Here is a 12,700-nt window from a genome sequence, read left to right as displayed (position 1 = left end):
ATTTTGCGGGTTCGACAATAAAAGCTTCGCAATAACAGTAACGTATTTACCTGTTTTTAGTCACTATTGCATTCTTCTTTTTGTCATATGCTTTTCTGGTAATTTGACTTATACATGAATTATCCTGTGTATATCTGTATCAGATTGTTTTAAAACCGCTATTGGTAGCTATTTTAATTTGCTGTAACAAAACGACTTGCTACATTGACTATCTCATGTATCTGAGAATCCTGGAGAAGCAGTATTGGAGAAATGGATTGTGAAATATTGTGATATCTCGTGGAGAGAAGAGACAGGCTATGCAGCAACCAGCGGATAATTCTGCCTTGGCCCTGCACGCGTTCTTGCAGGAGAATATGGAGCCACTCCTGGGCATTATACGCTCGTATGTCGCACGCGCTGGTCTGGCAAAGGGCGAGACGCTACAGAACATCGCATCCGAGGTCTTGAACGAGGCCACATTGGAGGCCCTGGCCCACATTGATGTCTTTCATACTGTGCGCCAACCTCGGGCCTGGTTTTTAGGTATTGCCGCGAACGTTATTAAACGACGGCGCGCCTCTCTGTTCAAGCAAAGTCAGCGTGAACTCTCATTCAGTAGCTCACTTTTTGCTGAGGAACCTGGCGGCGAGAGCGATTTTTTTGATCAACTGAGCAGCCTGGCCCATCCAGGTCCTGAACAAGAGGTAGAGACGCGCACACAGGTTGCTGAACTACTTGCGCTGGCTTTACCTGAGGATCGACGGGTGCTACGCCTGGCATTTTTACAGGACCTGGACACATCGAGTTTGGCCCTGGCGCTTAATGTTTCTCCAGGTTCCGCGCGCGTGCGCCTACATCGAGCGCTGAATCGTCTGCGGTCGACCTGGCGTGCACGAGATCAGCAAGGGAAGGAGAGAGGGCACCATGCTTAAGCACGATAGGCAGCAACGCCTGGCATATGAAAAGACGCTCTATCGCTATAGTACGGCGCTTGAGCGTGGAGATTTGGATACGATTATCACGATTCTGCAAGAAGCAGAAGACGATCCTTATCTTGAGCATTTAATTTTTGAGATGCATCAAGATGGCTATCAAAAGGAGGAACCTACAATGAGCCACGTATCTTCTAAGCAACCACCGGCAACCGAAGAAACACCGCCCCTTGAACTTAACCGTAGCTTGCGCTCTCAGCCAGAGCAGGCACCGCGAACCCGTAAACGCTGGCTAACCACTCTGCGGGGGATTGCTGCTGTTGCCATTGTTGCCATCTTAATCGGCAGCGCGCTCCTCATTTTCTCGGCGATAAACGTGTCTCATAACCTTGCCGAGAATCAACAAACATCCACCGGATCTTCTAATAAAACACTACACAATATTGTGGTTGCCGCAGAACTTACCTTTGCTGGTCCTACCGCAGGAAGGGAAGTTCTTACAGCAAGGGACGCCTCTACAGGGGTAAAACTCTGGTCCTATACGGTGCCAAAAGGATTAGATGGTAAGGTCTTTGACATCAAGGGCAAGAAGGGGTTAGTCTACAGGGATAGTGCCAACCCCAACCTGGTCGTTCAGGATCACGTTGTTTACTTCGCCGGTAATAAGCAAGTCCTGGCACTGCATGCGTTGGATGGAACTCTTATCTGGCAGACAGATTTAGGGACAATGGACCAGCATGTTGTTATTGGGTACTTTTTGCCATCGCTTGTAGTAGAGCAGGGACGCGTCTATGCTAGTGGGTACTCACAAGGAAACCTTTATACGCTGGACGCAAAAACGGGTAAGATCATCTGGCATTATGACGCATCTCAACCTGCGCTACTTAGCGTGAACAAAGGGGTTGCCTATGTAACTGCCAATGAGCATTATATTAAAGCCCTGGACGGGAATGATGGGCACACACTCTGGACGAAAGATGTTCAAACTATGCCAATTAGCGCTACGGTAGCGAATAATGTCTTCTATGTCCAGGTTATGCATTCTTTAGTTGACGATCCTAAGGGTTCCCACAAAGATCAGAGACCACTCATTGCCCTGAATGCTACTACTGGCACACAATCGTGGTCAGTCATGTCGCAAGCTAGCAATCCTACAGACCTTGTTGTTGTACAGAATATGCTGGTGCTTTTCGATGGCAGCCACTTCTGTGGATATCACACCAGCGATGGTACACATGCCTGGTGTACGACCGGGCCACAAAACACAGTCTCGGGTGTCGGCATCGCGAGTAACAATGGAAGCATCTATGGCATTTTCAACCTTGACGGAGGCAGGCAAAGAGTACAAGCCATTAATCCACAGAATGGTAAGATATACTGGTCCAAAGACGTCGATGGTGTTGTGTCAAATGCTCCATTGATTCTCCCTTTCGGCAACAGTCTGGTACTTCCGCTAAGCAGGGCTGTGCTTGATCAGGCTACTGGCAAGGAACTCTGGCACTTTGCCGCGGTAAAAGATGTCCTTGTTATCGCGGGTGGAGCAGGCATGTAGAGTAAAAAAAGGGCATAAGGGCATATGATAACGGGCTGGCTCTGCCAGCCCGTTATCATATGCCCTTGAGAAATTCTGGCTGTATGCGGGCTGAAAAATGATATAGTAAAGCTGACTACTATTTTTTTAGTTGAAAGGGCACGCAGCGCCGATGATCTACACAACCTTGCAGAGCTACCAGGTATTGCAGCGAGACTCTGACAATCAGGCCCGCGTAAAGCAGGCAGATGGACAGATAGTGGAGTTGCCCGTTGGGGGACCATATACGGTGGGGGACGCACATGATATTTTGGTGGGAGATATCTGGGTCCTGGCCGGGCAGAGCAATATGGAGGGTATTGGCGATCTGGTAGATGTCGAATCACCTTCTCCATTTGTGCATTCTTTTCAGTCACGCGAGGAGTGGGCCATTGCGGAAGAGCCATTGCACTGGCTTGGTGAGTCGCCACGTATTGTGCATCATCAACTCTGGGGGTTCGACAAGGTACCAGAGGAAATGCCACCTCGTGATTCCCAGCGAACAAAGGGAGCGGGCCTGGGCCTGACGTTCGCCAAGGAGCGCTATATCCGTACCGGAGTACCCATCGGACTGATTCCAAGCGCGCACGGCGGAACCTCCATGGAGCAGTGGGACCCGGCCAAACGTGATGAGGGCGATGCCTCTCTGTATGGTGCTTTGCTCAAACGTGTGGAGAAGGTGGGTGGCAAGATCGCGGGCGTGCTCTGGTATCAGGGGGAGAGTGATGCCTATCCCGAAGCGACCGAACGGTATCATCAGCGCATGCATACCCTTGTGACAGCTTTGCGCGACGACCTACAGGCGCCGGAACTTCCTTTTTATTATGTGCAAATTGGTCGATTTATTCGCTCGATTGCGGACCCTGACGCCGATGTGTGCTGGAGTGGGATGCGCGAGGCGCAGCGTACATGGCAGGATATACTTCCCCATACCGCGATGGTAGCGACAATCGACCTCGAACTGAACGACTGGATTCATGTCGGCACGCAAGGCCTGAAACGACTTGGTAGGCGCCTCGCTGATTGTGTGGATGGCTTACGTTCGCCTGATATCTCCTCTGTCGTCCTCGAAAGAGAGCAAGCGCGCATCCGCATCATGTACCGTTATGTGCGTGGGGGCCTGTACGCACATGGGCTGCCCGGAGGCTTTTCGTTGCGTGATCAACAGGGAGTTGCCATCCCAGCCATCTATAAAACGACCCTGGAGGGGAATGTCGTTACCCTGCATCTCACGGAGGAGCCTCTACCTGAAGGCGCAGCCCTCTGGTATGGCTGGGGTGCCGATCCCTATTGCAATATTATCGATGGCGCGGACATGGCTATTCCTGCCTTTGGCCCGTGGCTACTCGCTTGAGCTTAAGCGAATATTTTGTGAATAGAGTGATATTTCGACTCCGTTTTTGATAGCATAGGGGACACTGTTCGCTTGCGTCCTCTATGCTCCAATGTCCAGGAAATGCCTTCTTTGTATATGCCTCCTCTTCTGCGCCTCGCATATTGCCAGCGCAAGTCGTCGGCCTCAAGTGTTTGGTGAGTCATTCCAAAGAGAGGTAGCGCTGGATTTCCTTCAAATTTTCCTGTCCCGTCCCCTCAACGCTTGTGCAGCCTAATCTGATGAATTCCAGAAAAAAGGCTTTATGTCTGCTCGTCAGGGGTATAGGCCATATGTCAAAATGATGCTTGCTATACCTATCGGTGATGATTCCACGCGCTGTTATGCCATCACGGGCCTCCTGAGGCTTCAGCATTAAAGAATTTAGCTCAAAAGGCTGGACTTCCTGCATTTTTTGCTCAAAGTGTCGAAGAGCTTCTACTGGGACTGGTGCCATTTGAACGTTTCTTAAATATACTGACTCTTCATTGATAAATGACGGAAATACACTTTTTCCTCCCAAAGTTTCTCTTTGCATGCTACTTAAATATATGGTCGCTTCATCCGATAGTATTGGAAATTCTTGCATTTCCCTGATCTCAGATAAAATTTCAAAGTATCTTTTCAAATCCCAGATGTGAGCGAGGTTGCCGAAGGTCAAGAGCGCATCGGTATCACCAGGTGTGATGTGCAATGAGAGAAAGCAATGTCGATGGAAAGTAGGCTGAAAAATGGCATGATAGATCCGTTCTTCCTGAAGGTTCTCTGATGCTGGACAATAGCCATATGTGGTCAATATATATTCCCAGAGAGTATTTGTTTCTTCCAATCTATTTTCTTTCAAGCTTGTCTCATTCTTCTGCGAGAGGAAACACAACCAGGATGACGGCAGGATACCGTGATGCTCTGGAGATTGGATGGATAGTACACGTCCATCTTTAAGTGCATCCCGCCAACTGTCTTGTAGGTGAGGTCTTTGCGTATCGATATTGCTTCTATACCTGATAACGTATAGACGACACGCTTTTGAGTCATTTCTTGTATATCAACCATACGATATTCAAACCTTTCTTCAACTGTAACTACAAACATACCATTCCGATTGCTTCTGCTCATCTTCTACAAGGAAATCCCTCATCAAAGAGCTTGGGCACCCTGGTTAGTCAGAAGAATATCAAAAATTAAAGTTGCGTAAGAAGCTGGCTTGTACACTGGATGTATGAGCTGGCTTCAATCACCACTAAAAGGCTGGTGCCAGCGATGCAGACACTTGCGCAAACAAAGTTGGAGACAAAAGATAGGGAGATTCTGCGTCTGTTACTATCTAGTCCCTTGCAGTTGGCAAACGCGGCTCTCAATCACAGAACAGCTTGCCCCCCCAATCGGGGTATGTATCGGTAGCGGCGTTGGTGGGTTAATGACCCTCCACGAACAGTGCGCCGTTCTGCATGAAAAAGGACCAACGCGTGTCAGTCCTTTCCTGGTGCCCATGATGATGATCAACGTGGCTCCAGGGATGGTTTCGCTATTGACCGGTGCGCGGGGACCAGCATGGGCTGCTGTTTCCGCCTGCGCAACCGGTGGGAATGCACTTGGCGAAGCCTGGGAGACCATTCGCCATGGGATGGCCAAGGTGATGTTGGCGGGAGGCGCTGAACTTCTTATCCTCTCTTATACGTTCCTACTAATTCGGCTGTTGCAAGCACGTGGCCTTTCAATTTCGCCAATACGTCCTCTTTTTTCATGCCTCCCGGTAACGCTAACCGTGTATCGAGGGCAAAGAGCCGAAAGACATAGTGGTGTGTGCCAGAAGGTGGACATGGCCCTTTATAGCCACGTGTGCCAAAATCGTTGACGCCCTCAGTACCTCCGAGAGGACCCTCCTGTTCCAGGATGTGCTGCGTTGAGGGAGGAAGATCATAGATGAGCCAATGCGTAAACACTTTCGTCGGTGCATCTGGGTCTTCAACCACCAGGGCGAGACTTTGTGCTTCGCTTGGCACATCGGAAATGGTAAGGGGCGGATGGTGATTGGCTCCATCACAGGTATACTGAGATGGAATCGGTTGACCATGTTCAAAGGCAGGACTGGTGAGCTTCATAGGAGCCTCCTTTTTTCCTGTTGCCAAGCTTGGGGCGGCAAACGTCGTCGTGCAGGTACTCACGATGAATAGCGCCCCCAGGATACTACTAAGGAATAGGATATACACTTGTTTCCAGGTGGCAGAAGTGTTCATGACGATCTTTTCCTCCCGACGGTCCTCCTCCATCCATGCTGATATCCGTCTTTTCGCTGATTTGGACATGGGTGCAGAAACGTACGAACTCCTCTGTAGAACCAACTTCCATTCTGCCTACACGCTCTCGACCAATAGAAAGATGCAGCTTCCGTGATGTCGAAGAAATCATGAACAAAATCTACAGATGCTTTCTATCTGTTGTATGATTACAGGGAAATACAACCTATTATGGAGGTTCTAGCTTGAAGTTTCTTGTTACCGGCGGGGCCGGATATATTGGTAGTGTCATGACCAAGCAACTGGTGGAGGCTGGGCATGAGGTCACTGTGCTGGATAACTTCACCAAGGGTCACCACCAGGCAGTGTTGCCCCAGGTCAAACTGGTGGAGGGCGAATTGCTCAATGCCCAGCGACTTAAAGAGGCTTTCAAGGATGGCTTTGATGGCGTGCTGCATTTCGCAGCCCTCTCGCTGGTGGGCGAGTCGGTGACGCAGCCAGAGCGCTATTATCGCAATAACGTCGTGGGTACACTCAACCTGCTCGACGCCATGCGCGAGGCGGGCGTGAAGCGCCTGGTCTTCTCATCAACGGCGGCTGTCTATGGCGCACCGGAGGAGACTCCTATCCTGGAGACCGCGCAACCCCGACCAACTAATCCCTATGGCGGCTCCAAGCTGGCTGTGGACCAGATGATTGGCTTTGAGGCCGCGGCACATGGCCTGGCTGCCGTCAGCCTGCGTTATTTCAATGTCGCTGGCGCCAGTGGCGAGCTGGGCGAGGTGCATAATCCTGAGACGCACCTGATCCCGCTTGTGCTCCAGGCGGCGGCAGGGACCCGCGAAGCAGTCCAGATCTATGGCACGGACTATCCAACCCCTGATGGTACGGCAATTCGCGACTATATCCATGTTGAGGACCTGGCACGAGCGCATATCCTGGCCCTTACCCATGCCCAGCCAGGGAAACACGAAATCTACAACCTGGGCAACGGCAAGGGCTTCTCGGTCCGCGAGGTCATCGAGACCGCACGTCAGGTGACGGGCAAACCCATCAAGGCTATCAAGACTGATCGGCGCGCGGGCGATCCTCCTGTATTGGTTGCCTCCAGCGAGAAGGCCCAGCACGATCTCGGTTGGAAGCCACAAAAGCCGGAACTGGCGAGCATGATAGCCGATGCCTGGAACTGGCTTCAGACCCATCCCCAGGGTTATCACGATTAATATATGCCATTGGTCTGCTTGCGGGTATTCGTTCGCAACCAGATCAATGGCGTATAATGCGCAAGTGGGAAACAAATTCATTATGGATCGTATTCACGTACAACCACATCCAATATAAATCCTGCTGGCTCGACAGGCCGCGCGTGCACCTCCTGTATCCACCTTCTCTGATGATGGGTGTTTTTTAGACAGGAGGATATTTACATGTCTTTTTTTAGGCGCTTCGTGCCGGGGCGCTCACTGCTCTCTATGCCAACACTTCGCTGGCTGGTTATCTCGCGCTTCTTCAGTAATTTATTCTTCTACTCGACCACGCTGGTCCTCTTTCAGCAGCAGCGAGGGCTTAATTTTACCGAGATGTTTCTGATGGAGGCGATTCTCTCGGCTAGCATCTGGCTAGCTGACGTTCCAACTAGCATCTGGTCGGAGCGCATTGGCTATGCCAGGATGATTCTGCTTGGGCGCGCTATTGGCCTGCTGGGGATGCTAGTCTTCGTGCTCGCACATGGGTTCTGGCTCTTTGCCTGTGCTGAAGTGCTGGGTGGTGTGGCTTTTGCCTGTGTTTCCGGTTGCGAAAGTGCCCTGGTTTACGCTGCTTTACCTGCTCATGAGAGAAGCAGGCAAGGCGGAGAGGCTTTCGCGCTGCTCGCCAGCGCGTCGAGCGCGGGATTCTTTCTAGGCCTGCTGACGGGTAGCTTTCTGGGTGCTGCCAGCTCCTTGCTTGCGGTTATGGCGAGCGTTGTACCCTCCCTGTTCGCGTTCCTTGCGGCATTTCGTATATGGCACTATGCCCCAGCCTCTAGAATTACTGAGAGCAGTGAGCAGGTGCAAGTCAGGCAAGTGTTACAACGTGCCTGGAAGACCGTGCGTTCTCAACCTGTCCTCACGCTCTTGAGCCTGTGGGGGTCAGCGAATTTTGCGCTGACAAATGCAGTCTTCTGGTATAATCAGCCCTACTTTCAACGAGCGGGTATTCCAGTTGCCCTATTTGGGCCGCTAACAGCCGCCGCACTCGGCTTGCAGTTGCTCATTCTCCTACGCCTGGCAGCTATACACAAGCTATTGGGCACACGTCTCTTGCTGGCCTGTTCCTGCTTCTTCCCTGGGCTCTGCTACCTGCTCTTACCATGGGCGACTCATAGCTGGTTATTTACTCTCCTGTTAATCGCGGGCGTGATCGTCATTTCCGCCTGGCAGGAACCTGTGATAGCCCAAGAGGTGAATAGGCGTATCGCAGACACTACCAGGGCGACCACGCTCTCCGCGCTCTCCCTGGTTGGCTCGCTGGGGAAAAGCACCCTGGACCCGCTTATAGGGCACCTGGGAGATAGCGGGCTGGCGTGGGTAGGCACTGGCCTGGGAGGGGCGTTACTTCTCTTGAGTATTGTCGCCCTGCTGCTTCCTCTTCGATCCCAGAGGCAAGAGCATGGACAGTAAGGGTCACAATAGCCAGGAGATGCCTGTCTAGCTATATGTCCCAATTACTTTTTTCTATTAGCTTACCTGGTGGCCGGTGAGCACCATCGCCAGGATAAAGCCCGCATAGAGTACGAGCAGGAAGGTTCCTGTCAAGCGCCCCAGGCGCCCACGCCAGATGAAGCCGAGCAGTAGCAAATGAGCCAGGATCATAGCGGGCAGCGAGATCATCAATTGATGGAGATCTACTGGGAGTGGGCGCACCAGGGCTGCCAGGCCAAGGGTAACTAGCAGGTTATAGGCGAATGATCCTAGCACACCACCCACCAGGACCTCCGCTTGCCTCTTACGTGCCGCTGCGATCCCCAGGGCGATCATCTCGCTCGCGGTCGCCAGGGAGACAAGCGTGGCTCCAATAACGTGCTGGCTTAGGCCAACAACCTGTGTCAGGACTTCCGCGCCCCACACGATGGCCGGTCCTCCCAGAGCCATTCCCAGCAAGCCACCACCGACGAGTCCTAGTGATCGCCAGAGCTTCTGTCTGGGCGTTTGTTGATTGTCGTCGTCATCATCGTCGTCATCATCACGTTTTTGAAAGCGTTCGATGGCCTGGCGATCTACCCGGAGTAGTAGCCATGTGTAGCCAACAAAGACGACGAGGAGCAGCAAGCCAGCCAGGCGAGATACATCTCCCAGAAAAAGCAGACCGATTGGTAGCAGCGAGATAAGGGTGGCAATGACGGCCTGGCGGCGCAGTTCGCGCCCAAGAACAATGGGAAAGAGGATTGCCGAGAGGCCAAGCGCGATAGTAATCATCGTGAAATTATTACCGAGGATATTGCCCAGCGCGAGTGGGGCATTCCCCTGACCCGAGGCAATGGCCGCGGTGAGCATCTCCTCCGGCTCCAGCCCTGCCAGAATAATACCCAGGACGAAGAGGCTGATGCCAGCCAGACGCGCCACATCGCCAACACCATCCATAAACCAATCCGCGCCCTTCATAAGGGCAAGCGTTCCTATCCCCAATAGCAGGAGTGCCAATACACCAGTCAACACGCCGTGTTCTCCTCTTCGATCAACTGCTTGCGCAAAGTCATGCGCAGGTCATGGAGCGCCTGAAGCGTTAGCACGCGTTTCAAGTCTTGCGTTCCCGCTATATATTCTGTACTGAGTACAACCATATAATTGAAATAGTCTTGCAGGCTATAGACCGTCGCATCAATAGTCCAATCACCAGCCAGTTCTCCATAAATCAGGTGTGCGTCTATGTTCTCGTGGTATCTTCCCAACTCCAGGTATGCTAACAAGCGCCGCGCCACCTCATAGCTCTCTTTGTGGATATAAAGGTAGGCATCGAGCAACCGCAGTCCCTGTTGCTCCTGGCCATATTGACCTTGAAAGTAGAGGCGTGCTGGCTGCCCCAGCATTCCATTGCTCATCATCATACCTTCTCCTTATAGCGTGTAAGGGTCTGGGCTTTGTGAACATTATAGCCTGCAGCGGTGTGTAGGAGCCTGGAGCTATGGGCGTGACGCCTATGAAGAAAGCGTAACATCGACCCGACGCTGTTTATTGAAGCGCAGCATGCGCATTCCCTCGCGGAATCCGTACACGCTGTAGATCCAGAGTGATCTTGCACGAAAGGTTTCTCCTTCTACAAATGCACAGCAATTTTTGTTCTGTTTATCCTATCACATATTCTCTCTTTGATGTCTGTGCCTGCTTACTTTCCCTTTGTGCCGCAGGCACGAAGGGGTATGGTGTATGGGAGCGAAAAGATCAGCAGGTGCCAGTCTAAACAGATTGAGCTGGAAGCGCTGATCTATATCTTCTCTGGAAAGGTGAGATGCAAGTCAGCGCTCAAACCAGTGCGCGCTTGGCTACAAAGATTTGAAGTAGGAGAGCCATGTCTCAAACGTTTGAAATCCCACCGACTCATACAAACGCACTGCACCTGTGGGATTAGCCGCATCGACGCTAATGTATGCCTTGATCATCCCAAGAGCACGCAGTGTGCGCAAATTCTGGAGGAGGAGTGTACGACCAAGTCCAAGGCCACGATGTAATGGATGGGTTCCGAGGCCATCGATAAAGCCAACAACTTCATCAATTCCTTCGCGTTTCATGGGCTCAATGCTGGCAGTACAAAAGCTGGCCAGGGTGCCGTCAGGGGCCACCGCCAGTAGATCGATCTCAGGCCGATAGTTAGGGTCAAGCTTCTCCGCATGCAATTCCTCACTGGTAATTGGGGGGGAGTTCCAGTGTTCTCGAAACGCCACATTATGCAAATCAGTAAAGTCTTCGATATCTGCCAATGTCGCGGTGCGAATCGTGTAGCCACTGGGTACTTCTGGATCTGGTGGAATCTCATGTAGCGCTCGTTTCATGGTGAAGAAATAGCGTTCACGAGTAAAGTTGTTTGCTTCCAGAAACTGAAAACGAGCGGTATGATCCGCACGCGACGCGGTAAAGAGACGACATGCACGATCCGCACGCTGCTGCAAGGTTTCCTGCTCAGCCCACTGTAAAGCACTCGCCTCGATACCCTGACCCAGGGCTGTTGGCCGAAGGTAATACCAGTAACGGCCTTCCGTCAAGCTCTCTGTCTCATTAAAGTGGAGCCGCGCAAACCCTTGCATGTTGCCAGCGTCATCAAGCCATACCTGGAATCGTTCGGTAGCCTGGTTTTTTTGGAGCGCGTGGCGATGAAGATCGAGATCAACCATATCTGCAGTTTCACAAATACGGAGGAGTTCATCAATACGAACAAAATCATCTGGCAACGTAACCAAGCGAGAAATCATCTACAATGCTTCCTTTATCTTCAACATTTATATGGAGCGGCAAGAAAACCGCGAGGTCTTCAGCCTCGTGGATGAATCGCCGGACCGCCCCTTGTTCTTGTGAGCAAGAGACGATCCATTGACTCAAAAAACTCTGCCCAGAGGCAGGTGATGCGTATCTCTTTGCTCTTACCACAAAGAGAATCCGGCTTCATCTCGACAAGGTTCAAAAGGCTTGTTGGGCCTGGATCACCGGACCTTCCCTCAATCCTCCTTAAATCCAGGCGACAGAGCAGCGGTCTGATGCGTCAACCGCAGGTGTCATGACCTTACCGAACGTAGCTCCCATTTCTGGGGCTGAGTCTGGTGAACTCAAGCTTCCGAAAAAGCTGCCAAACCGCAGACCCGACAACTTCCGAAGAAGCCGCTGTGTCTTCAGCTCAGTGGTAGTTCACTCTCGTTTATTGATGAGATGTGAGAAAACTGTATCACACGAAGAAGGAGAAAGCCAAATCATTGGCACGTGAGAAACTGAAGTGGCGAATCGTTGACAACTAACGTTAGTTACGTTATGATCCAGGGGAGATGATGTAATGAATCGAGGAAGTTTATGGCTCTTTTTACTGATGCCCTTGTGCAAGAGATCGCGGACCTGGTCCGCCAGCGTTATCGTGAACTGGGGATGGCGTTGGGTGAGCCGGAGTTGCCTGTGGGTCAGAGGTGGCTGGATGAGGGAAGTTCCCTGTGGCAGGAGCTAGATCTGTTGATACGCATTGCTAATGGAGAGAATGCGCGTATACGCGCGACCAATGATGATATCCAGCGTGCCGAGATGGCTCTGAGGCACCTCCTGGATCTCCTGTTGGGAAACGCACTGCGCTCCAAAACTAGCTTTCCTGCTGGCTTCTGGCAGACAGATATAGGTATCCTGGTCTCGCGTGTGCGCTGGTGGATCTCGGTCGATGACCTGATTACGATCAGTAACGCGGCTGCACTGGCCTTTGGCGAGAATACTCAGGCGAACCGGATGCGTATTGGGCGGGCGATTGAGAGTGGCTTGCTGGAGTGGATTCCCGATCCCTCCGTGGCTAATCCCCAGCAAAATAAGCGCGTGCTTCGCTCCCAGGTGGAGCGCCTGGGTGCTCAACGCCGACTTTTAGAAGAATAAACAGATCGTTGCTTCCA

The 12,700-nt window shown here is 51.8% G+C and carries 11 protein-coding genes and 1 pseudogene; 7 read left to right on the top strand and 5 right to left on the bottom strand.

From position 1 onward, the window contains the following. The first annotated feature begins 299 nt into the window (after positions 1–299). From JMJ16_RS03540 to JMJ16_RS03530, 3 genes are all read left to right on the top strand, one after another. Entirely contained in the window at positions 300–914 is a 615-nt protein-coding gene (locus JMJ16_RS03540; protein WP_201378446.1) for an RNA polymerase sigma factor, read from the top strand. Continuing rightward, a complete protein-coding gene (locus JMJ16_RS03535) occupies positions 907–2,466 on the top strand; it encodes a PQQ-binding-like beta-propeller repeat protein (RefSeq protein WP_201378444.1) in 1,560 nt (519 codons plus the stop codon). The genes JMJ16_RS03540 and JMJ16_RS03535 overlap by 8 nt, the downstream gene beginning before the upstream one ends. Positions 2,467–2,617: 151 nt before the next feature. After that, positions 2,618–3,838, top strand: a complete 1,221-nt coding sequence (locus JMJ16_RS03530; RefSeq protein WP_201378442.1) for a sialate O-acetylesterase — start codon at positions 2,618–2,620, stop codon at positions 3,836–3,838. Between the two features lie 181 nt (positions 3,839–4,019). On the opposite strand, the gene JMJ16_RS03525 is transcribed toward JMJ16_RS03530, so the two are convergent. Further along, positions 4,020–4,700, bottom strand: coding sequence for a hypothetical protein (locus JMJ16_RS03525; protein ID WP_201378440.1), 681 nt, complete (start codon positions 4,698–4,700; stop codon positions 4,020–4,022). Positions 4,701–5,075: 375 nt separating this feature from the next. On the opposite strand from JMJ16_RS03525, the pseudogene JMJ16_RS56470 reads away from it, so the two are divergent. Then, positions 5,076–5,480 (top strand): annotated as a pseudogene (locus tag JMJ16_RS56470) (beta-ketoacyl synthase N-terminal-like domain-containing protein); the annotation flags it as partial. A gap of 37 nt (positions 5,481–5,517) precedes the next feature. Here JMJ16_RS56470 and JMJ16_RS03515 read toward each other — a convergent pair. Beyond that, the gene (locus tag JMJ16_RS03515; protein ID WP_201378438.1) at positions 5,518–6,093 is read right to left on the bottom strand and encodes a YbhB/YbcL family Raf kinase inhibitor-like protein; all 576 of its coding nucleotides are present in this window, start codon (positions 6,091–6,093) and stop codon (positions 5,518–5,520) included. 245 nt (positions 6,094–6,338) lie between these two features. Here JMJ16_RS03515 and galE point away from each other — a divergent pair, with 245 nt between their 5' ends. Continuing rightward, on the top strand, positions 6,339–7,316 hold the full coding sequence (gene galE / locus JMJ16_RS03510) for a UDP-glucose 4-epimerase GalE (RefSeq protein WP_201378436.1): 978 nt from the start codon (positions 6,339–6,341) through the stop codon (positions 7,314–7,316). 204 nt (positions 7,317–7,520) lie between these two features. After that, the gene (locus JMJ16_RS03505; protein ID WP_201378435.1) at positions 7,521–8,753 is read left to right on the top strand and encodes an MFS transporter; all 1,233 of its coding nucleotides are present in this window, start codon (positions 7,521–7,523) and stop codon (positions 8,751–8,753) included. Positions 8,754–8,810: 57 nt separating this feature from the next. On the opposite strand, the gene JMJ16_RS03500 is transcribed toward JMJ16_RS03505, so the two are convergent. From JMJ16_RS03500 to JMJ16_RS03490, 3 genes are all read right to left on the bottom strand, one after another. Next, complete coding sequence (locus tag JMJ16_RS03500; RefSeq protein WP_201378434.1) at positions 8,811–9,788, bottom strand: sodium:calcium antiporter; 978 nt, start codon at positions 9,786–9,788, stop codon at positions 8,811–8,813. Continuing rightward, complete coding sequence (locus tag JMJ16_RS03495; RefSeq protein ID WP_201378433.1) at positions 9,782–10,177, bottom strand: hypothetical protein; 396 nt, start codon at positions 10,175–10,177, stop codon at positions 9,782–9,784. Before JMJ16_RS03495 ends, JMJ16_RS03500 begins: the two co-directional genes overlap by 7 nt. 435 nt (positions 10,178–10,612) lie before the next feature. Beyond that, positions 10,613–11,536, bottom strand: a complete 924-nt coding sequence (locus tag JMJ16_RS03490; RefSeq protein ID WP_201378431.1) for a GNAT family N-acetyltransferase — start codon at positions 11,534–11,536, stop codon at positions 10,613–10,615. Between the two features lie 589 nt (positions 11,537–12,125). On the opposite strand from JMJ16_RS03490, the gene JMJ16_RS03485 reads away from it, so the two are divergent. After that, positions 12,126–12,683, top strand: a complete 558-nt coding sequence (locus JMJ16_RS03485) for a hypothetical protein (RefSeq protein ID WP_201378430.1) — start codon at positions 12,126–12,128, stop codon at positions 12,681–12,683. Positions 12,684–12,700: the final 17 nt, after the last annotated feature.

It is taken from the genome of Ktedonobacter sp. SOSP1-52 (assembly GCF_016587395.1).
Note: the sequence above shows the minus strand (reverse complement) of the source record. Positions and strands in the feature narration are given on the sequence as shown.

Bases quoted from the DNA above. Each gene is read 5' to 3' on its own strand.
- JMJ16_RS03490 (WP_201378431.1), bottom strand. From the start codon at position 11,536: ATGATTTCTCGCTTGGTTACGTTGCCAGATGATTTTGTTCGTATTGAT.
- JMJ16_RS03505 (WP_201378435.1), top strand. From the start codon at position 7,521: ATGTCTTTTTTTAGGCGCTTCGTGCCGGGGCGCTCACTGCTCTCTATG.
- JMJ16_RS03495 (WP_201378433.1), bottom strand. From the start codon at position 10,177: ATGATGATGAGCAATGGAATGCTGGGGCAGCCAGCACGCCTCTACTTT.
- JMJ16_RS03485 (WP_201378430.1), top strand. From the start codon at position 12,126: ATGGCTCTTTTTACTGATGCCCTTGTGCAAGAGATCGCGGACCTGGTC.
- JMJ16_RS03540 (WP_201378446.1), top strand. From the start codon at position 300: ATGCAGCAACCAGCGGATAATTCTGCCTTGGCCCTGCACGCGTTCTTG.
- JMJ16_RS03535 (WP_201378444.1), top strand. From the start codon at position 907: ATGCTTAAGCACGATAGGCAGCAACGCCTGGCATATGAAAAGACGCTC.
- JMJ16_RS03530 (WP_201378442.1), top strand. From the start codon at position 2,618: ATGATCTACACAACCTTGCAGAGCTACCAGGTATTGCAGCGAGACTCT.
- JMJ16_RS03515 (WP_201378438.1), bottom strand. From the start codon at position 6,093: ATGAACACTTCTGCCACCTGGAAACAAGTGTATATCCTATTCCTTAGT.